At 63.0% G+C, this 20,157-nt stretch carries 21 protein-coding genes; 16 read left to right on the top strand and 5 right to left on the bottom strand.

Annotated features, from left to right (window positions below; all coding sequences use genetic code 11):
• Positions 1–6: 6 nt before the first annotated feature.
• Entirely contained in the window at positions 7–930 is a 924-nt protein-coding gene (gene oppB / locus ABDK11_RS12555; RefSeq protein ID WP_346836852.1) for an oligopeptide ABC transporter permease OppB, read from the bottom strand.
• A gap of 108 nt (positions 931–1,038) precedes the next feature.
• A complete protein-coding gene (locus tag ABDK11_RS12550) occupies positions 1,039–2,661 on the bottom strand; it encodes a peptide ABC transporter substrate-binding protein (protein ID WP_346836851.1) in 1,623 nt (540 codons plus the stop codon).
• Positions 2,662–2,956: 295 nt separating this feature from the next.
• On the opposite strand from ABDK11_RS12550, the gene ABDK11_RS12545 reads away from it, so the two are divergent.
• Entirely contained in the window at positions 2,957–3,550 is a 594-nt protein-coding gene (locus tag ABDK11_RS12545) for a uracil-DNA glycosylase family protein (protein ID WP_346836850.1), read from the top strand.
• A gap of 54 nt (positions 3,551–3,604) precedes the next feature.
• Positions 3,605–4,327 carry a uracil-DNA glycosylase gene (gene ung, locus ABDK11_RS12540; RefSeq protein ID WP_346836849.1) on the top strand — a complete coding sequence of 241 codons (723 nt, stop codon included), beginning with the start codon at positions 3,605–3,607 and terminating at the stop codon, positions 4,325–4,327.
• Between the two features lie 79 nt (positions 4,328–4,406).
• Here ung and ABDK11_RS12535 read toward each other — a convergent pair whose 3' ends face one another.
• Entirely contained in the window at positions 4,407–5,435 is a 1,029-nt protein-coding gene (locus tag ABDK11_RS12535; protein ID WP_346836848.1) for a folate-binding protein, read from the bottom strand.
• A gap of 154 nt (positions 5,436–5,589) precedes the next feature.
• Here ABDK11_RS12535 and ABDK11_RS12530 point away from each other — a divergent pair, with 154 nt between their 5' ends.
• Both ABDK11_RS12530 and ABDK11_RS12525 read left to right on the top strand, forming a co-directional pair.
• Positions 5,590–5,838: a succinate dehydrogenase assembly factor 2 gene (locus tag ABDK11_RS12530; RefSeq protein ID WP_346836847.1), complete on the top strand. Its 249-nt coding sequence runs from the start codon at positions 5,590–5,592 to the stop codon at positions 5,836–5,838.
• Between the two features lie 46 nt (positions 5,839–5,884).
• On the top strand, positions 5,885–6,322 hold the full coding sequence (locus ABDK11_RS12525) for a protein YgfX (RefSeq protein WP_346836846.1): 438 nt from the start codon (positions 5,885–5,887) through the stop codon (positions 6,320–6,322).
• Between the two features lie 45 nt (positions 6,323–6,367).
• Here the strand turns inward: ABDK11_RS12525 and nadB are convergent, their stop codons facing one another.
• Positions 6,368–7,975, bottom strand: coding sequence for an L-aspartate oxidase (nadB, locus tag ABDK11_RS12520; protein ID WP_346836845.1), 1,608 nt, complete (start codon positions 7,973–7,975; stop codon positions 6,368–6,370).
• A gap of 214 nt (positions 7,976–8,189) precedes the next feature.
• On the opposite strand from nadB, the gene rpoE reads away from it, so the two are divergent.
• The 5 genes from rpoE (at position 8,190) to ycjG (ending at position 12,284) form a co-directional block, all read left to right on the top strand.
• Positions 8,190–8,804, top strand: a complete 615-nt coding sequence (gene rpoE, locus ABDK11_RS12515; RefSeq protein ID WP_346836844.1) for an RNA polymerase sigma factor RpoE — start codon at positions 8,190–8,192, stop codon at positions 8,802–8,804.
• A gap of 159 nt (positions 8,805–8,963) precedes the next feature.
• On the top strand, positions 8,964–9,665 hold the full coding sequence (locus ABDK11_RS12510) for a sigma-E factor negative regulatory protein (RefSeq protein ID WP_346836843.1): 702 nt from the start codon (positions 8,964–8,966) through the stop codon (positions 9,663–9,665).
• A gap of 74 nt (positions 9,666–9,739) precedes the next feature.
• Complete coding sequence (locus ABDK11_RS12505) at positions 9,740–10,792, top strand: MucB/RseB C-terminal domain-containing protein (RefSeq protein ID WP_346836842.1); 1,053 nt, start codon at positions 9,740–9,742, stop codon at positions 10,790–10,792.
• 24 nt (positions 10,793–10,816) lie between these two features.
• Complete coding sequence (locus tag ABDK11_RS12500) at positions 10,817–11,284, top strand: SoxR reducing system RseC family protein (RefSeq protein WP_346836841.1); 468 nt, start codon at positions 10,817–10,819, stop codon at positions 11,282–11,284.
• Between the two features lie 55 nt (positions 11,285–11,339).
• Positions 11,340–12,284: an L-Ala-D/L-Glu epimerase gene (gene ycjG / locus ABDK11_RS12495; RefSeq protein WP_346836840.1), complete on the top strand. Its 945-nt coding sequence runs from the start codon at positions 11,340–11,342 to the stop codon at positions 12,282–12,284.
• 30 nt (positions 12,285–12,314) lie between these two features.
• Here ycjG and mpaA read toward each other — a convergent pair whose 3' ends face one another.
• On the bottom strand, positions 12,315–13,028 hold the full coding sequence (gene mpaA / locus ABDK11_RS12490; protein WP_346836839.1) for a murein tripeptide amidase MpaA: 714 nt from the start codon (positions 13,026–13,028) through the stop codon (positions 12,315–12,317).
• A gap of 240 nt (positions 13,029–13,268) precedes the next feature.
• Here mpaA and ABDK11_RS12485 point away from each other — a divergent pair, with 240 nt between their 5' ends.
• From ABDK11_RS12485 to ABDK11_RS12455, 7 genes are all read left to right on the top strand, one after another.
• The gene (locus ABDK11_RS12485) at positions 13,269–14,666 is read left to right on the top strand and encodes a DegQ family serine endoprotease (protein WP_346836838.1); all 1,398 of its coding nucleotides are present in this window, start codon (positions 13,269–13,271) and stop codon (positions 14,664–14,666) included.
• Between the two features lie 143 nt (positions 14,667–14,809).
• Positions 14,810–16,615, top strand: coding sequence for a translation elongation factor 4 (lepA, locus tag ABDK11_RS12480; protein WP_346836837.1), 1,806 nt, complete (start codon positions 14,810–14,812; stop codon positions 16,613–16,615).
• Between the two features lie 92 nt (positions 16,616–16,707).
• Positions 16,708–17,481: a signal peptidase I gene (lepB, locus tag ABDK11_RS12475; protein WP_346836836.1), complete on the top strand. Its 774-nt coding sequence runs from the start codon at positions 16,708–16,710 to the stop codon at positions 17,479–17,481.
• Positions 17,482–17,528: 47 nt separating this feature from the next.
• The gene (locus tag ABDK11_RS12470; RefSeq protein WP_346836835.1) at positions 17,529–17,972 is read left to right on the top strand and encodes a DUF4845 domain-containing protein; all 444 of its coding nucleotides are present in this window, start codon (positions 17,529–17,531) and stop codon (positions 17,970–17,972) included.
• Positions 17,962–18,657 (top strand): ribonuclease III, encoded by a 696-nt coding sequence (gene rnc / locus ABDK11_RS12465; RefSeq protein WP_346836834.1) that lies wholly within the window; start codon positions 17,962–17,964, stop codon positions 18,655–18,657. The genes ABDK11_RS12470 and rnc overlap by 11 nt, the downstream gene beginning before the upstream one ends.
• A gap of 180 nt (positions 18,658–18,837) precedes the next feature.
• Complete coding sequence (gene era / locus ABDK11_RS12460; RefSeq protein ID WP_346836833.1) at positions 18,838–19,737, top strand: GTPase Era; 900 nt, start codon at positions 18,838–18,840, stop codon at positions 19,735–19,737.
• Between the two features lie 74 nt (positions 19,738–19,811).
• Positions 19,812–20,144 carry a GFA family protein gene (locus ABDK11_RS12455; protein ID WP_346836832.1) on the top strand — a complete coding sequence of 111 codons (333 nt, stop codon included), beginning with the start codon at positions 19,812–19,814 and terminating at the stop codon, positions 20,142–20,144.
• Positions 20,145–20,157: the final 13 nt, after the last annotated feature.

Here is a 20,157-nt window from a genome sequence, read left to right as displayed (position 1 = left end):
TCCGGATCAGGAATAGCGGATTTTCGGATCGATAACCGCATACAGGATATCGACCACGGCGTTGAAGGTGATGGTCAGCGTTCCCACCAGAATGGTGAGGCCGAGTACCATCGAATAGTCGCGGTTCAGCGCGCCGTTGACGAACAGCTGGCCGATACCGGGCAGGCCGAAAATGGTCTCGATCACCACCGAGCCGGTGACAATGCCCACCAGTACCGGGCCCAGATAGGAGATCACCGGCAGCAGCGCCGGACGCAGCGCGTGATGCAGCACGATGTACGGTGTGCTCAGGCCCTTGGCGCGCGCGGTGCGGATAAAGTTCGAGTTCATCACCTCGATCATGCTGCCGCGCATGATGCGCGCCACCGCGGCGATGTAGTACATCATCATGCCGATTACCGGCAGCACCATGTATTTGGCCCCGCCGCCGTGCCAGCCGCCGGCGGGCAGCCACTTGAGGCCGATGGAGAAAATCAGCACCAGCAGTGGCGCCAGCACAAACGATGGAATTGCCACGCCGGCCATGGCGGTGCTCATCACGGTGTAATCGATCCAGCTGTTCTGTTTGAGCCCGGCAATGGTGCCGAGCAGCACACCGAACAGCACCGCCAATACGAAAGCGCAGGCACCGATTTTGACCGAAACCGGCAGTGCCTGGCTCACCAGGTCGTTCACGGAAAAATCCTTGTACACGAACGACGGCCCCAGGTCGCCATGCAGCAGCCCTTTGAGATACGACCAGTACTGCTGGGTAACCGGTTTATCGAAGCCGTATTTGGCTTCGATATTGGCGCGTACCTCGGGCGGCATATTGCCCTCGATACTGAACGGGCTGCCCGGTGCGAAACGCATCAGGAAAAAGGACACAGTGATCAGGATCAGCAGCGTGGGGATGGCTTCGAGCACGCGCCTGGCGATGAAATTGAACATGGGATTGCCCCGGTGGATGCACCTGCCTGTGCGAATATGGCAAGTCGTTTGCCGATAGCTAAAACAATTGCGGGGCCGGCGGCCCCGCCTCCTGCGGGATAGCGGCGATCAGTGTTTGATGATCCACATATCCTTGCTGTACTGATAGTCGAGAGGATTTTCCGGATAGCCGCCCACGTAGGGTTTGACCACATGCTGGGTCACATACTGGTAGATCGGCATGATCGGCATGTCGCGGGCCAGCAGTTCTTCCGCGCGGGCGTAGTATTTGGCGCGATCAGCGGGATTCGCCTCACTGGTGCTCTGCGACAGCAGTGCGTCATACTCGCTGTTGGCATAGCGGGCGTGGTTGCTGCCACCGCCGGTCAGCAGCACTTTGAGCATGGTGGAGGGCTCGTTGTAATCGCCGATCCAGGCGTAGCGGGTCACGTCGAAATTGCCTTCATCCAGAGTGCTCAGGTAGCTCTTCCACTCCTGGTTTTCCAGCGTCACCTGAACGCCCAGCGCCAGCTTCCACATGGCGGCGACGGCAATGGCAATTTTCCGGTGATTGTCGTCGGTGTTGTAGAGCAGCTTCAGTTTCAGCGGATGGTCTTTGGAGTAGCCGGCTTTGGCGTAGAGCTCGCGTGCTTTCTGTTCGCGTTGTTCCTGGCTCCACTGGGCCCATTGGGTTTTCGGTGGAGTGAAGTTTTTGACCGCTTCCGGCGTGAGTGTATAGGCGGGTTTCTGCCCCAGGCCGATCACCTTGTAGGCGATGATGTCGCGATTAATGGCGTAAGCCAGCGCTTTGCGTACATCCACGTTGTCGAACGGCGCACGCCTGGTGTTGAACTCGTAGTAGTAGGTGCCGATATAGGGCACGGTGCGCAACTGGCCCGGAAATTCCGTGCGGATACGCTTGGCCTGTTCCGCCGGCACGCTGTAGGTCATATCGATCTCGCCGGCCAGATAGCGGCTCAGCTCGGCATTGGCGGAGGGGATCGGCAGGTAGGTGACCTTGTTCAGGCGGGTGTGGGCGTTGTCCCAGTACTTGTCATTGCGCACCAGCTCGATGCGTTCGTTGACCACCCATTTGCTCAGCTTGTAAGCGCCGTTGCCAACAAAGTGGCCCGGGCGGGTCCACTCCTCGCCGTACTTCTCGATGCTGGCTTTGTGCACCGGAGCCACGGAGTTGTGCACCAGCGTATCGACGAAGTAGGCCACCGGCTGCTCCAGTTCCACCTTGAAGGTGTAGTCGTCGAGTGCCTCGACGCCGAGTGTGTCGGGGGACTTCTTGCCGTGCACGATGGCGTCGGCGTTTTTGACTTTATCTGCGGGCAGGTACCAGGCGTAGGGGGAGGCGGTGGCCGGGTTAACCAGGCGGCGCCAGCTATAGACAAAGTCGTGGGCGGTAACCGGGTCGCCGTTGGACCAGCGGGCGTCGTGGCGGAGGTGAAAGATAAATGTCTTGTTGTCTTTGGTATCCCAGTTCTTGGCCACCGCGGGGACCGTGGAGCCATCGGGCGCCGAATTGACCAGGCCCTCGAGCAGGTCGCGCAGTATCTGCGCTTCGATCGTGCCCGACATCTTGTGCGGGTCGAGTGACTGGGGTTCGGCGCCGTTGCCGCGGACGATTTCCTGCTTGGCTGCGAGCTGGGTGGGGTCGAGCTTGACCACCGGCTTGGGTTTGCCGGGAGCTTCCTGACCTCCGCAGGCGGCGAGGGTCAGGGACAGGGCGGCGGCGCCAATCATGCGCCACCTGGAACTTAAGTATTCGCCAAAGCGGAATCCCGCTGTTGTCATAATCTGTTTCTCTTTTTTTTGAGCAAATTTTCCCGTTTTCCCCAGGGGCGGGATAAAGCCCACACTTTTATTATTGGTTTGCGAATCGCTTGGTACTATGAAGTACACGAAATAAATGTCAACTCGGACACACTTGTCTTGCGGTGTCTGACCGCCTTCGTGCAATTCGTCAGCGTTGCCATGCACTTGATTTGTGCGGACCGGCGCGGCAAGGTGGCCGCTCCGCCAGTACCCGACGCAGACCATGAGCCGATTGATTTCCCTCCTCAGCGATATTCGCAGCTGCAATCTGTGTGCCGAACATCTGCCCCGGGGTGCCAACCCGGTACTGCGCGCGGCGCGTACGGCGCGACTGTTGATTGTTGGTCAGGCCCCGGGCACAAAAGTTCACGAGAGCGGTATCCCATGGAACGATCCATCCGGCGAGCGGCTGCGCGCCTGGACCGGGCTGGATAGCGACACCTTCTACGATGCATCGCGCATCGCCATAGTGCCGATGGGCTTCTGTTATCCCGGCCGCGGTAAGGGCGGTGACCTGCCGCCGCGCCCGGAGTGCGCCGCGACCTGGCACGAACGCCTGCTGGCCGAGCTGCCGAATTTGCAACTGACCCTGCTGGTGGGACAATACGCCCAGCGCCACTACCTGCCGCGCGCCGAATTTCCCAAATCGGGCAGCCTTACCGACAATGTGCGCCGCTATCGCGAGGCGCTGGCGGCGGGCTTTTTCCCGCTGCCGCATCCCAGTCCGCGCAACACCTTGTGGCTGCGCCGACGACCGTGGTTCGAACAGGACGTAGTGCCCGAGCTGCGCCGGCTGGTAAAAAAGACATTGAACTAAAATCGCTGCACGCAGGTTGGCGGAGTGCGACAGCAAAAGACTCGAGGAAAAGCCATGCCGGTTCCGGACACTATAAAAATTCACCCTTCATGGTTCCGTGTGCTCGAGGGGGAATTCAACAAACCCTACATGGCCGAGCTGCGCAAATTCCTGCGCGCGGAAAAGCAGGCCGGCAAACACATCTACCCGCCGGGCCCGCAGATCTTCAACGCCTTCAACTCCACGCCGTTCGATCAGGTCAAGGTGGTGATTCTCGGCCAGGATCCCTATCACGGCGCCGGCCAGGCCCACGGCCTGTGTTTCTCGGTCATGCCGGGTGTGCGGATACCGCCGTCACTGCAGAATATCTACAAAGAACTGGAGTCGGACCTGGGCATTCCGCGGGCCCACCACGGCTGCCTGCAGCCGTGGGCGGAGCAGGGCGTGCTACTGCTGAATGCGACGCTGACCGTGGAAGACAGCAAGGCCGGTGCCCACCAGGGCCGCGGTTGGGAACAGTTCACCGACGCGGCGATTCACGCATTGGCGGAACAGCGCGAAGGACTGGTATTTATTCTGTGGGGCAGCTACGCGCAGAAAAAGGGTGCGTTTATCGATCGCAACAGACATCTCGTTGTGCGTGCACCGCACCCGTCACCACTGTCGGCGCACCGCGGTTTTTTTGGTACCAAACCTTTTTCACAGGCGAATCAGTGGCTGCAGCAGCACGGCCAGCAACCGATCGATTGGGCATTGCCGGAGGTGTCGCAATTGCGGCGGGTAGCGGTCGAAGTCTGAGTATTGCCGTTTCGGTGGGGAAGTGTCCTCGCAGCGGACACAGACCGCTGCGAGCATAGAGTTGGCCGTTGTCTGCGGGTCAGGCCAGCGGATCCGCCTCCGCATCGTAAGGCAGTTCCTGAATCTCCAGCGCTCGCCCATCTGCCAGCCGCAACGCCTCACCCGCGGCGACCTTGGCAATCGTCAGCACCGCGAGCAACTCGATCCCTTCTTCCGAGTGGCAGGCCTCGACCAGGTTGCCGATGCTCGACTCGCCCTCGCCGTAGATGTCGCTGCCCGCTTCCGGGCGGTCACCGGCCTCGCAGCGGGCGCGGTACAGGCGGCGCTTGCTGGCGCCGCGGTACTGCATGCGCGCGATGACTTCCTGGCCGGTATAGCAGCCTTTCTTGAAGCTGACGCCGCCGAGCAGGTGCAGGTTGAGCATCTGCGGGATAAACATTTCGCTGGTGGCGGCGTGCAGTTGCGGCATGCCGGCTTCGATCTGGGTTTGCAGCCAGCGGTCGTAGCTGGCGGGGTCTGCGTGTTCGGCGAGTTTTTGCCACAGTTGCGGGGCGTAGGCCGCGGGAACGAGCAGGGCGAGCTGCTGTTCGTTCAGCGCCTCGACCAGGCCGCGTTCGCCATCGCAATCGAAACTCGCCACCTGGCCGGCGGTGATGGGCTCCAGGCCGAGCAGCTGTTGCGCGCGCGCGACGGCGTCGCGGCCCTGCAGGCCTAGCCAGCGGTGGCTGTCGTCGAGCTCGCTGAGCTCGGTTTTGAAGAAGACGGCGTACTTGGCCAGTGCGGCTCTGGCGGTGCCGGCCAGGTCGCGCGGCAGGCGCAGCAGCAGGTCACCCTGATCCAGTTTCAGCGCGCTGAAGGCGCTGATGGCGCGGCCCTTGGGGTTGCAGTGGGTACCGGGAGTGGCGTGGCCATCCGGCAGGTTGACCAGGTCACAGGTGAGCTGGCCCTGCAGGAACTTCTGGCTGTCGGGGCCGACAACGCTGACCGCGCCGAGCGGGCTCAGGTCCACCAGGTGCAGAGCGGCGTCGGTGTCGGGAAAGTGCGCCCGCTCGCCCTCCCATCTGGCGCCTGCGTCTGCGAGAAAGTCCTGCCACTGCTGCTGATCCATTGTCCTGCCATTTTCGCTGTGTTCGGGCGGATTATCTTGGGCCTGTGCCGGCTTTTTCAAGGTCTGTCGAGTGCTCTTTCAAGGCGTGCCGAGTGCACTGGTGCGGGCCGGCGGGTATACTGCGCGCACTTTAAACCGGTCGTGAAGAGGAAGTATGGATCGCAACCGCCTGTTTTGGGCCAGCCGCCGCGGTATGCTGGAGCTGGACCTTGTGCTGCTGCCGTTTCTGGACAATGTCTACGAGACCCTGGAGGAGGCAGACAAGCTGCGCTACCAGAAGCTGCTGGACGAGCAGGATCAGGATCTGTTCGCCTGGTTTATGCGCCGCACGGATCCCGAGGATCCGGAGCTGATGCGCATCGTGCAGATTATCCGCGACAATACCGGGCTGCAGAAGTCCTAGCGCCCACTCTCGATTCGGTGGCGCGATCGCGCCGCCAGGTGAATGCATGGAAGCCACCACCTATCCGCAAACCATCGAGCGCAGCGCACGTCTCAGCTGTGTCGTAGCTCCCTCCCGTTATCTCGCGATTTTCCTGTGCCTGGCCACTGTGCAGGCGCTCGTGCTGTTGTGGTTGTGTCGGCTGCCGCTGTTGCCGTTGGCGGTGCTGCTGGTCGCGGTGCTGTTGTGTGGCACCTTTGAGTGGCGGCGCCTGCGGCGTCAGTGCGGCACGCTCTCTACCCGTGAGCGGCGCTGGTTCTGGCGCGATGGCGATGGAGCAGAAAGGGAATTCGAGTTTTGCGGTGAGCTGGTGCTGTGGACACAGCTGCTGGTGATCAACGGCCGCTTTGTCAGCGGCGGCGATTTACGTCTGGTGCTGGCGCGGGACAGCGTGCATGCAGACGACTGGCGCCGCCTGCAGGCGGCGCTGCATTTTTCGCGTTAAATGGGTCGCTGGCCGTTGCGGAGCTGAAGCTCCGCGTTCCCGCAACTAGACAAACTGCTGCTGGTCGGCAAAGTTCTCCGGGACCAGGATGGTGTCCGAGGCCAGTTCGCGCAGGTTCGGGTAGTCGAGGGAGTAGTGCAGGCCGCGGCTCTCGCGCCGGTCCAGCGCCGAGCGGATGATCAACTCGGACACCAGCGCCAGGTTGCGCAGTTCGATCAGGTCGCTGCTGACCTTGTAATTGGCGTAGAACTCGCGGATTTCCCCCTGCAACATTCTGACCCGGTGCTCCGCGCGCAGCAGGCGTTTGCGGGTGCGCACGATACCCACGTAGTCCCACATGAAGCGGCGCAGCTCGTCCCAGTTGTGCGAGATCACCACGTCTTCGTCCGAGTCGGTTACCCGCGAGGCATCCCAGGCCGCTGCCTCCCGCGGCGGCTGCACTTCGTCGAGGGTTTCGTCGATATGCATAGCGGCGGAACGGGCGTAGACCAGGCACTCCAGTAGCGAGTTGCTGGCCAGGCGATTGGCGCCGTGCAGCCCGGTAAAGGTGGTTTCGCCGATGGCGTAGAGCTGGTCCAGGTCGGTGCGCCCGAACTGGTCCACCATCACCCCGCCGCAGGTGTAGTGCGCCGCCGGCACCACAGGGATCGGCTCCCTGGTGATATCGATGCCGTACTGCAGGCAGTTGTTGTAGACAGTGGGGAAGTGCTCGCGCACGAAGTCTGCGTCCTTGTGCGAGATGTCCAGGTAGAGGCAGTCGGCGCCGAGGCGCTTCATCTCGTGGTCGATGGCGCGCGCGACGATGTCCCGCGGCGCCAGTTCGCCGCGCGGGTCGAAGCGGTCCATAAAGCGGCTGCCGTCCGGCAGTTTCAACTGCGCGCCCTCGCCGCGCAGGGCCTCGGTCACCAGCATGGCCTTGGCCTTGGGGTGGTAGAGGCAGGTGGGGTGGAACTGGTTGAATTCCAGGTTGGCCACCCGGCAGCCGGCGCGCCAGGCCATGGCGATGCCGTCGCCGCTGGCGCCGTCCGGATTGCTGGTGTACAGGTACGCCTTGCTGGCGCCACCGGTGGCGAGCACCACGGCGCGGGCCTGGAAGAGTTCTACTTTTTCGCTCTGCTTGTTGTAGACATAGGCGCCGGCGCAGCGGAAGCGGCGCTTGTGGGGATCCGGCTGGCGGATCAGGTCGAGGGCGACGTGGTGTTCGAAACAGTCGACATTATCGGCGGCGCGCACCCGGTCGATCAGGGTGCTGTGCACCGCGCGGCCGGTGGCATCGGCGCTGTGGATGATGCGGCGGTGGCTGTGGCCTCCCTCTTTGGTCAAGTGGTAGTCACCGTGCTCGCGAGTGAAGTCGACACCGGAGTCGATCAGCCAGCGGATGGCGGCTGCGCTGTTCTCTACGGTCAGGCGCACGGCATCCGGGTGGCACAGCCCCGCGCCCGCGTCTAAGGTGTCTGCAATATGGGATTCGACCGAGTCCATCTCGTCCAGCACCCCGGCGATCCCGCCCTGGGCGAACCAGGTGGAGCCGTCCTGCAGGCGCTGCTTGGACAGCAGCGCCACGCGATAGCGGCCCGCCAGGTGCAGGGCCAGGGTCAGGCCGGCGGCGCCGCTGCCGATTACCAGGACATCGTAACTTGCGTTGGCATTCATAGATTTCAATTATGTTGAGCGGTCGCGTAGTATAGCGCCAACTTCGACCTGCTTCCGCAACTCGACAGCGGCCCCAGGTGTTATTTCATCGAACTGGCCCGGAACTTATGTCCTATTTCCCGTGTCTGCAAAACCACAAAATATACGCCACAGGTGACCGCTCTCCCGCTGGGTGGGAACGCGCTGGCGACGTGACCGACTATGGGAGTAGGGGATGACAGGGCAACAGGCGTCACCGAGTGACCGCCAGCTGGTTGAGCGGGTCCAGAAAGGGGACAAGCGCGCCTTTGACCTGCTGGTATTGAAATACCAGCACAAGATCGTCGCTGTGGTCAGCCGGTTTATCAAGGACCACGCCGAGGTGCAGGATGTGACCCAGGAGGCCTTTATCAAGGCCTACCGGGCGCTGGCCAATTTCCGTGGTGACAGCGCCTTCTACACCTGGATGTACCGCATCGCCATCAATACCGCCAAGAACCACCTGGTCTCGCGCAGCCGCCGGCCGCCGTCTTCGGATGTGGATCTGGAAGACGCCGAGTACTACTCCGGCGCCGACCTGCTGCGCGACAACGAAACTCCCGAGGGCGAACTGTTTCGTGACCAGCTTGAGGCTGCAGTTCACGAGGCGATTCGCGCGCTGCCCGAGGATCTGCGCTCGGCGGTGACCCTGCGCGAGATGGAAGGCCTCAGTTACGAGGAGATCGCCGAGGTAATGGGATGTCCGGTGGGCACCGTGCGCTCGCGCATTTTCCGCGCTCGGGAGGCTATTGACCGTACAGTCCAGGCCGTTCTGGCCGGGGAGCCGGAACCCCTCGGCGACCGGGGCTGAAAATCCGGGAATTTTTTCGCCGGCGGTGAAACAAACAGCAGGGCCGCCGGTCTTAGCTAACAGGCAGTGGTGGTGTTGCGGCACCGCCGAGGTACTGTGATAAGGCGCCAGCGAGCGCCACGCCAGATTGCACAGAATTGTACAGAGAGGGTACCCCGTATGTCTCACGGGAAACATCAGGATCGTCTGAACGAGTCGCTGTCGGCGCTGATGGACGGCGAGGTCAGTGAGCTGGAACTGCAGCGCCTGCTGAAAGCCAGTTCCTCCTCGGCGGAGATCGGCGAGCGCTGGTCACGTTACCAGCTGGCCGCCAGTGTTATGCGTCGCGAGCGTGTGGCCCAGGCGGACACCGGTCTGGCGGCGCGGATTTCTGCGGCTGTCGAACAGGAGGCAGCACCGTTCCAGTCGACCGACGCGGACGCCGAGGCGTCCGCCGCAAATCGTAATCGCTGGTGGCAGCCGCTGAGACGCGGCGCTGTGGCGGCAACGGTGGCCTTCGCTGCGATCCTCGGTGTGCAGCAGATGTCCCAGCCGCAGGTTGGCGGTGACGCGGCCCAGGTAGCCGATGCGGAACACCAGGTACAGCCGTCGGTATCCTCGGCCCCGGAGCCTACCGGATTCTACGTGCCGGCGCCGAGCACGCGCTCGGTGAGCACCGCCGCGCCGCGCCTGGTGCCTGAGCGCCAGGGAGCCGGGGCTGTGCCCGGTGGCAAGCAGGTGATGCAGCCGGTATTGACGCCGGAATTGATGCGCCACCTGAACCGGGTGATGATGGAGCACTCGGAACAGGCCGCCCACGTCGGCAGCCAGGGCATGGTGCCTTTTGCCCGCGCCACTTTCGGCGAACAGGTGGATATGTAGGTTTGGAATCGGCGTTGCAGAGCGCCGGAAAGTGAACTGCGAACAGCAGAGAACCGGACAGGAGCTCGGAGTAGGTGCGCAAACCGTTAACACTGCATCCCGCAATGATCAAAGCCAACAGCTTGCTGTTGGCTTTATTTCTGTTGGCGCCTGCGGTCCGTGCAGACGATAAGGCAACCGCCGTTGCGGTCGCCCAGCCCGCCGTGGCCGGGGCGCAGCAGCAGCCCGAAGTACAGCAGGGCGGTGCGGCATCCAGCCCGGCTGCGGCCGCACAGCGCCAGCCGCAGAGCGTCGAGGACTGGCTCGCCAAGCTGAACCGGGCCGCCAATGACCTCGAGTACAGCGGTCTGGCGACTTTCGAGCACGGCGGTATGCTGGAGACCCTCGAGGTGGTGCATGCATTGCGCGACGGCGAGCAGGTCGAGCGGGTGCGCTACCTGAGCGGTGACCCGAGAGAGCTTATCAGCCATGGCAGTAGCCGCAATTGTGCCCGCCTTTCCAACCCGCTGGCGCGGGCTGGGCTGTTGAGCGGTGCCGGTCACTCGGAAGTCGAGCGCAGTTACCAGTTCGTGCTGCGCGGCGAGGAGCGTGTGGCCGACCGCGACACGGTGGTGATCGAGGCGCGGCCGCGGGATCTCGATCGCCTCGGCATGGTGATCAATCTGGATCGCAAGACCGGCCTGCCGCTCAAATCCATGCTGGTGAACGCCCAGGGCCGGGTTCTGGAGCGCTACCAGTTCGTCAAACTGAATCTGTCGCCAGTGCCGGATTCCGCGCTGGAGCCCAGCTCCGCCGACGCGCGCCGCATCGACAACAACACTCCCTGTACCTCCGCGCAGAGCCGCTGGCAGGTGCGCTGGGTGCCCGAGGGTTTCGAGCTGGTCTCCGTGCGCACCCTGTCCGATGGCGACATGCTGGTGTTCAGTGATGGCCTCAGTGTCTTTACGGTCTTCGTTCAACACCTGGGTCCGGGGCTCGACTTCCAGGGCCGTGCGATTCGCGGCGCTACCGTGGCCTATATGGACAAGGTGCGCGTGAATGGCGTCGACTACACCGTAACGGTGGTCGGCGAGATACCGGATACCACGGCGCGCCGCGTCGCCGGTGCCGTCGGTATCAAGGGTTGATGCCCGCAGCGGGGTAGGGATCTCATGGTAGAAGAGCGCGGTCGGGTGGTGGCGATTGAATCCGGTGCCATCTGGGTCGAAACCCTGCAGCGCAGCGGCTGTCACGGCTGCTCCGCCAAGAGTGGTTGTGGTACCGGGCTGCTGAGCGACTATTTGTCGAGCCGCGCTGACCGGGCCGGCGCCGCGCGTGTCCGCGTAGCGCTGAACAGCTGGGACCCGCAGGATATTGCGCTCAACGATACTGCCGTGATTGGCATCGCCGAAAATACCCTCGCCATCGGCGCTTTACTGATCTACCTGCTGCCTCTGGTCTCCCTGCTGATGGCAACTGTGGCGGGCAACGCTCTCGCCGGTGAAAGCGGTGCGATTGCCGGCGCGGTGCTCGGGCTGCTGGGCGGCGCCGCGCTAGTGCGCCTTTACGGCCGCCGCCGCGCTGGCGACCCCGCCTTCGCACCGCTACTGTTGCGCATCGAGCCGGCCCGCGCGGCCTGATCTCCTTTTCCCAATTCTTCCTAAACTGTTATCTCACCTTTGCAGGAGATAACCCATGCGCGCTCACTGCTCTGCCGAGAGCTGGCCCCTGCGCACTGCCTTTGTCATTTCCCGCGGCGCCCGCACCGAGGCGCAGGTGGTCGTGGTTGAGCTGCAGGGGCGCGGCGTTACCGCGGTGGGCGAGTGCACTCCCTATGCGCGTTACGGCGAGACGCCGGATTCGGTGCTGGCGCAGCTGCAACCGCTGCTGGCGGTGCCGGACAGCCTGAGCCGGGAGGCGCTGCAGGCGCAGTTGCCCGCCGGCGCCGCGCGCAATGCGCTCGACTGCGCGCTGTGGGATTGGGAGCGGCAATGTCGCAATACTCCTTTTGCCGGCCCCGATTCCCTGCCCACGGTGCAGACACTGGTGATCGACACGCCCGCTGCGATGGCCGAAGCGGCGCGGGTCACAGTGGCGCAGGGGGTGGAGTGCCTGAAGCTGAAGCTGGATGACTACCAGGTGGCCGAGCGCGTCGCCGCAGTGCGTGCGGCGGCACCGGGCGCCCAGCTGGTGATCGACGCCAACGAGGCCTGGCCGGCCGCAACCCTGGTGGAGCGCTGCCAGCAGCTGCGCGATGCCGGTGTGGCGATGCTGGAGCAGCCGCTGCCGGCAGATGACGATGAATTTCTCGAGACCTTTGCGCACCCGCTGCCGATCTGCGCAGACGAGAGCTGCCACACCCGCGCCGACCTGCCGCGGCTGCAGGGGCGCTACGAGATGCTCAATATCAAACTGGACAAGACCGGCGGCCTCACCGAGGCACTGGCGCTGGCGGAGGCGGCGGAGGCGTGCGGCTTCGCGCTGATGCTGGGCTGCATGCTGTGCACCTCGCGCGCGGTGCGCGCCGCCTGGCCGCTGGGGGAGCGGGCGCGTTTTATCGATCTGGATGGCCCGACCTGGCTGGCGCGGGACGCCGAGCCGCCGCTGCGCTTTGACGCGGGGCGGGTCTACTGGACCTGAGACGCCGTGAACGGCGCTGGTGAGCCCTGCTCAGTCGCTCCATGTCAGCAGGTCGATCAGCGCGTCGAGGTAGTCTTCACTGGCCGCATCGGCGGAGATCGGTGGAAACTCGGCCGTAATACAGTGCAGCTGGCGCTCAGCGCACCAGGTGCCAAAAGAGCCGGGGGTGGCGTAGCCCACATCGGTCACCAGTGGCAGCTGGAAACGCTCGGCCAGCCAGCGCCCCAGGGCGCTGTCGTGGGGGTCCTCGATACAGGCCAGCGGATCGTGAATAGTGACCACCCAGTGCGGCTTTAGCCGTTCCAGCAGCCCGGTCAGCGCGCGGGTCTCCGCCTCCGAGCCGGCGGAACTGCCGGTACTGAGGCGTACGTCGCGCGCCTCCGCGGCGCTGTTCCAGCGGTAGACGGTGCCGTCCGCCTGCCAGTTGGCAGTGGCGAAATTGCGGTTCAGGTCGACACCGTGGGCGTTGGCGCGCAGCCCCAGCTGACAGCCGTCCGGGTTGACCGCCAGGATTACATGGTGGCACAGGCGCTCCGCCGGCAGGGTCCGTAGCGCGCAGGACAGTGCCACCACCGCCGATACCTCATCGCCGTGGGTGCCGGCCATGACGATCCCCGGCGGACTGGCGCCGGCGCTGACCTGTGCGGGAAAATACAGCAGGGGCGCGCCGAGTTCGGACTTGCCGTACGGCAGCTGCGGGTGGCAAAAATGGCCGCGTTCGGTGCGGGGGCGCAGTGTTGTCACGGTGTCCTCCCGGAGAGCCGGTGGGGCTTCGGCAGCGGATGACCAGACGGGCCGGGGCTGTCTGGCCTAGCCGTTGCGGGAGCGCCTTAACATTGTTTTACACTGGGCTTCAGAACTTTTGTGGCCAGAACGCCACTAAATGTTTACCAAAAACCTGTTGAGCGTCGGGGCCGGCCCCGCCGGGCGGCTCCAGCGCTCAATGCCTCAATAGTAGAAGGGATAGATAAGGGTAACAAACCGATGCTGAAACGCTGTTCACAGTTTGTCTTCACTCTCTGCCTGTTGCTGTCGGCGTCTGCGTTCGCGCGCGGGCTGCCGGAATTCACCGACCTGATCGCGGATAATTCGCCGGCGGTAGTGAAAATCAATTCGGTAGAGCACCGCCAGACCTCGCGCCGTAACCTGCCGCCGCAGTACCGCCAGGATATTCCGGATATCTTCCGCCACTTGCTGGAGCCGCCGCAGCAGCGCCCGGTAGCCAGCCTGGGATCCGGATTCATCATCTCCGGTGACGGCTACATCGTCACCAACAACCACGTCGTGGACGGCGCAGACCAGGTCACGGTAACCCTGACCGATCGGCGCGAGTTCGATGCCAAGGTCATCGGCACCGATGTCAGCTCCGACCTGGCGCTGATCAAGATCGACGCCGAGGATCTGCCGCACCTGAAGTGGGGCAACTCGGACGACCTCAAGGTGGGTGAATGGGTGGTCGCAATCGGCTCTCCGTTCGGTCTCGATTACTCCGCCAGCGCCGGTATCGTGAGCGCCATGGGGCGCAGCATCCCCAACGAGAGTCGCGAGAATTACGTGCCGTTCATCCAGACCGATGTGGCCATCAATCCGGGTAACTCCGGCGGCCCGCTGTTCAACATGGATGGCAGGGTCGTGGGCATCAACTCACAGATCTATACCCGCAGCGGCGGTTCCATTGGCCTGTCGTTCGCCATTCCCGCCAGCCTGGCGCAGGATGTGATTGCCCAGCTGAAAGAGAAGGGGCGCGTCGATCGCGGCTGGCTCGGTGTCGGCATCCAGGATGTGGACCTGAATATGGCCAAGGCAATGGGCCTGAAGAAGCCCCACGGCGCCCTGGTGGCCCAGGTGGAGTCCGGTGCACCGGCGGACCAGGCGGGCATTGTCGCGGGCGATATCATTACCCGCTTCGACGGCCACAAGATCCTCGAGCAGGGCGATCTGCCGCATATCGTCGGCCGCACCAGCCCGGGCAGCGAAGTGAGTGTTGACCTCATGCGCAAGGGCGAGCACAAGACCGTCAGTGTCACGGTCGGCACCTTGCCGAGCGATGACACCGAGATGGGGCAGGCCTCCAGCGCTGGTCCCGCCAGCAATGTGGGTGGCCGCCTGGGGCTGGTCGTGGGCGAGATTCCCGATGCGCTGAAGCAGCGCTGGGGCGTGGATTCCGGCGTGCTGGTCAAGGATGTGGTGCCGGGCAAGCCCGGTGCCAAGGCCGGTCTCCGCGGCGGCGATATCATTGCGCAGCTGGGGTTCGAGAAAGTGGGCGACCTGAAGGACTACCGCAAAGTGGTCAAAGATCTGCCGGATAACGAACTGCTGCCGATTCGATTCTTCCGCGCGGGCCAGCCGACCTTCCGCACCATTGAGATCGACAAGAAATAGACATAGACCGGGGAGTGGCACGCGTCGGAGGCGATCCGGTCACGTGCCACTCACTACCAACCACGAGTTCTGATAGACTTGCGCCACGCAGCCGGCGCTTCCGCTGGCTAACATTTTGATTTTCAAAGGGTTTACGCTCCGAAGTGGCCACAGATCTCTCCCATATCCGCAATTTCTCCATCATTGCCCATATCGACCACGGTAAATCCACCCTGGCGGACCGCTTTATTCAGGTCTGCGGCGGGCTCTCGGATCGCGAGATGGCCGCCCAGGTCCTCGACAGCATGGATCTGGAGCGGGAACGCGGCATCACCATCAAGGCCCAGAGCGTGACCCTGGACTACACCGCGCGCGACGGTAAAACCTATCAGCTGAACTTTATCGATACCCCGGGGCACGTGGATTTCTCCTATGAAGTCTCTCGCTCGCTGGCCGCCTGTGAGGGTGCACTGCTGGTGGTGGACGCCGCCCAGGGCGTGGAAGCGCAGTCGGTGGCCAACTGCTACACGGCCATCGAACAGGGCCTGGAAGTGATTCCGGTACTGAACAAGATGGACCTGCCGCAGGCGGACCCCGACAAGGTGGCCGAGGAAATCGAGGATATCATCGGTATCGATGCCACCGAGGCCACCCGCTGCAGTGCCAAGTCCGGCCTCGGCGTCGAGGAGGTGCTGGAAGACCTGGTGCGCCTGGTACCGCCGCCAGAGGGCGACGTGGAAGCACCGCTGCAGGCGCTGATCATCGATTCCTGGTTCGACAGCTACCTCGGTGTGGTTTCCCTGGTGCGGGTGGTACAGGGCACCCTGAAAACCAAAGACAAGATCGTGACCAAATCTATCGGTCGCGCCCACGTGGTCGACAACGTCGGTATCTTCACGCCCAAGCGCAAGGAGACCGGCGTGTTGCGCGCCGGCGAGGTGGGCTTTGTGGTGGCCGGTATCAAGGACATCCACGGCGCGCCGGTAGGCGATACGCTGACCCATGCCAAAGGCGTCGAAGACGTGGCGATGCTGCCGGGCTTCCAAAAGGTCAAACCGCAGGTCTACGCCGGTCTGTTCCCGGTCAGCTCCGACGACTACGAGGCCTTCCGCGATGCGCTGGAGAAGCTGTCGCTGAACGACGCCTCGCTGTTCTACGAGCCGGAGACCTCCGATGCACTGGGTTTCGGCTTCCGCTGCGGCTTCCTTGGCATGCTGCACATGGAGATCATCCAGGAGCGCCTGGAGCGCGAGTACGATCTGGACCTGATCACCACCGCGCCGACCGTGGTTTTCGAGGTATTGCAAACCGACGGCACCGTGATGTCAGTGGACAACCCGTCGCGCCTGCCGGATGTGGGTAGCATCGAAGAGATGCGCGAACCCATCGCCGAAGTGAACATCCTGGTGCCGCAGGAGTACCTGGGCAACGTAATTACGCTGTGTGTCGAGAAGCGCGGTATCCAGAAGGACATGCAGTACGTAGGTAGCCAGGTGTCACTGCGCTACGAATTGCCGATGAACGAAGTGGTCATGGATTTCTTCGACCGCCTCAAATCGGTCAGCCGCGGCTTCGCCTCGCTGGATTACAGTTTTGTGCGTTTTGACCCGGCAAAACTGGTGCGCCTGGATATCCTGATCAACGGCGATCGCGTCGATGCCCTGGCGCTGATCGTGCACCGCGATCAGTCCCAGCAGAAAGGCCGCGCGATGGCCGAGAAAATGAAAGAGCTGATTCCGCGGCAGATGTTCGACGTAGCCATCCAGGCTGCGATCGGTGGCCAGGTGGTTGCACGCACGACCGTCAAGGCGCTGCGCAAGAACGTCACCGCCAAGTGTTATGGCGGCGACGTCTCGCGCAAGAAAAAGCTGCTGGAAAAGCAGAAAGCGGGTAAGCGCCGTATGAAACAGCTGGGCCGTGTCGAGGTGCCGCAGGAGGCGTTCCTGGCGGTACTCAAGGTGGACCAGTAAGCACGCGATTGGTGTTCGGTGGGCGGCGGGTACACCTGCGGCCATCCGCCACTGATCACTAACCGTCCATAGAATGGAACAATCAAAAAACCATGGATATTAATTTTCCCCTGATTCTGCTGCTGCTGGTCGTGGCTACCGGTGGTATCTGGCTGGTCGACAGCCTGTTTTTTGCCCGCCGGCGCAAGAGTGGCGGCGCGGAGGGCGAGTCCTCCGAGCCGGTACTGGTTGAATACGCCAAGTCTTTTTTCCCGGTGCTGGCGGTCGTGTTCATTCTGCGCTCCTTCGTGGTGGAGCCCTTCCAGATTCCGTCCCGCTCCATGGTGCCGACACTGGAAGTGGGCGACTTTATTCTGGTGAACAAGTTCTCCTACGGCCTGCGCCTGCCGGTCGCCCGCGTCAAATTTTTGCCGGTGGGTGAGCCCAAGCGCGGCGACGTGATGGTGTTCTTCCCGCCGCACATGAACGATACCTACTTCATCAAGCGTGTGATCGGCCTGCCCGGCGACAAAATTGAAGTGAAGGACAATGTGCTCTACATCAACGGCGAGCGCGCGCCGCAGGAACTGATCCAGGCACTGCCGCCGAGCGACCCGCAGGTGGAAGTGCTGTGGGAAACCATCTACGGCCACCGCCACCTGATGGCCCGGCACATAAAGAGACCGAGCAAGTACGCCAACTACAGTGCCACAGTACCGGCGGGCCATTACTTCATGATGGGCGACAATCGCGACAACAGCCTCGACAGTCGCGAGTGGGGCTTCGTGCCCGAGAAGGACATCGTCGGCAAGGCCTTCGCGATCTGGATGCACTGGGACAAACTGCTCAGCGTCCCCAGCTTTAATCGCGTCGGCGGTATCGAATAACGCAAACTTCCCGTTCGACAGCACAATAACAATTGAGGGCAAAACTGATGGCTAGACAGATGACGGCTTCGCTGCGCCGCCAGCGCGGCATGAGCTACTGGGGCTGGTTGGTGGTTGTCGCCGTGTGCGGCTTTATCCTGACCTGTGTCTCCAAGATGGGGCCCGGCTACATCGATTCTTACTATGTGGGTGAAGGCCTGAAGCAACTCGCACAGGAGCCCAATCTGCGCGATATGTCCCGCAGTGATATCAAACGGGAACTGGATAAATACTTTATGCTCAACAACGTGCGCGGCCAGCCCACCAAGTCGGTGAAGATACTGCGCGGCGCCGACAGCATGCTGGTAAGTATCGATTATGAACTGCGCCAACCGCTGTTCTACAACGTGGACGTGGTAATGAAATTCAACAAGCAGCTCAACACGGCCAAGGTCGATCAGTGCTGTGAGCCGCTGGTAGATCTGGAGCAATTCCGCAAACGTGACAACTGACCTTCTTCTCGAGCGCCTGTGCCAGCGTCTCGGCCACGGCTTTGATCGCGAAGCTGAAAGCCGCGAACTGCTGCAACTGGCGCTGACCCACCGCTCCCACGGCAGCCGCAACAACGAGCGGCTGGAATTCCTCGGCGACTCGATTCTCGGCTTCACCATCGGTGCCGCCCTGTTTGAAAAATTCCCCCAGGGCCGCGAAGGCCAGCTCAGCCGCCTGCGCGCGCAGCTGGTCAGCGGCGAGACCCTGGCCGAACTGGCGCGGGAGATGGAGTTGGGTGACTGCCTGCGCCTGGGCGAGGGCGAAATGAAGAGCGGCGGGTTCCGCCGCGCGTCGATCCTGGCCGATGCGGTGGAGGCACTGATCGGAGCCATTTACCTGGACGCGGGGCTGGAAGCTGCGCGCGCGCGGGTGCTGGCCTGGTTCGCGCCGCGGCTGGAAAAACTGTCCCTGGAGACCGCCAAGGATCCCAAGACGCGCCTACAGGAGTGGCTGCAGGCGCGCCAGAAGCCGCTGCCGGAGTATAAGGTGGTGGAGGTTGTCGGCGCCGAACACGCCCAGCAGTTTGTGGTGGAATGCCGGGTCAGCGGCCTGCGCGAGCCGATACGCGGCCAGGCGCCCAACCGTCGCGCGGCGGAAAAGCTTGCCGCCACTGAAGCCTATAATCGCCTGACCGGGCAGGGCTGACCCTACCATTTGCCTGAGATCGCGCAGGATCAATTAATTCGATGCGAAGACGTTGATGCCGGTAGCAACGGCGCCACCACACTTGCTTCTTGAGTGGAGTTGTAATCAAACGGTGGCCATAATACTCGCATCAGTCCAGCTATTCCGGTCCTTTCCGGGAGCAACTTTTCGGAGAACCTTTTGAGCGAACAACCCTCACGCGTCGGCTATGTCGCCATTGTCGGTCGCCCCAATGTGGGCAAGTCCACGCTGCTGAACCACCTGTTGGGGCAGAAGTTGGCGATTACCTCGCGCAAGCCGCAGACCACCCGCCACAACATGCTGGGGATCAAGACCGAAGGGGCGAACCAGATCATCTTCGTCGACACCCCGGGGCTGCACGCGGACCAGGACAAGGCCATCAACCGCTATATGAACCGCGCCGCCGCCAGTGCCGCGCGCGACGTCGATGTGGTGGTGTTCGTGGTCGAGCGCACTCGCTGGACCGAGGGCGACCAGCTGGTGGCGGACAAACTGCGTGGCCTCAAGTGCCCGCTGATCATCGCCGTCAACAAGGTCGACCAGCTCGACGACAAGGCCGGTCTGTTGCCGCAACTGCAGGCGCTGGCCGAACAGCATCCCAAAGCGGAAATCGTACCCATCTCCGCCCTGCGCGGCGTCAACCTGGACGCGCTGGAGGCGGAGATCGTCAAGCGCTTGCCCGAGGGGCAGCACTTCTTCCCCGAAGACCAGATTACCGACCGCAGCTCGCGCTTCCTCGCCGCTGAAATCGTGCGCGAGAAAGTCATACGCCAGCTCGGTGCCGAAGTGCCGTATCAGGTCACCGTCGAAGTGGAGGAATTCGCCCAGGACGGGCCGATTCTGCATATCAGCGCCGCCATCCTGGTGGAGCGCTCCGGGCAGAAGCGCATCATCATCGGCAACAAGGGCGAGCGCATCAAGCAGATTGGTAGCCAGGCGCGCCAGGATATGGAGCGGCTGTTCGACAGTAAGGTGATGCTCAATCTGTGGGTCAAGGTCAAATCCGGCTGGTCCGACGACGAACGCGCGCTGCGCAGTCTCGGCTACCGCGACGACTGATGTCCGCCGCGGTGAAAGAGCGGCACGCCGCTTGCAGCTGTGGCCAGTTACGGCTCACCGCCCGCGGTGAGCCCGTGCGCATCAGTATCTGTCACTGCCTCGCCTGCCAGCGCCGCACCGGCAGTGTCTTCGGCGTACAGGCGCGCTTCCCCACAGAACAGCTAGTGGTTGTCGGGCGCAGCCGCGAATATCAGCGCAGCGCGGAAAGCGGCAATATCCTCTCCTCCCACTTCTGCCCCGAGTGCGGCGCCACCTTATTGCTGAAACTCGATATCGAACCGCAGCTGATCGGTGTGCCGGTGGGCGCGTTCGCCGACCCGGACTTCCCGGCGCCGCCCGCGTCCATCTATGAAGAGTACCGCCACCCCTGGGTTCCACTGCCGGAAGATATCGACCACCTGTACTGAACGGGTATCATGG

This window comes from Microbulbifer sp. SAOS-129_SWC, from assembly GCF_039696035.1.
In the GTDB taxonomy this organism is placed as follows: Bacteria; Pseudomonadota; Gammaproteobacteria; order Pseudomonadales; family Cellvibrionaceae; genus Microbulbifer.
Note: the sequence above shows the minus strand (reverse complement) of the source record. Positions and strands in the feature narration are given on the sequence as shown.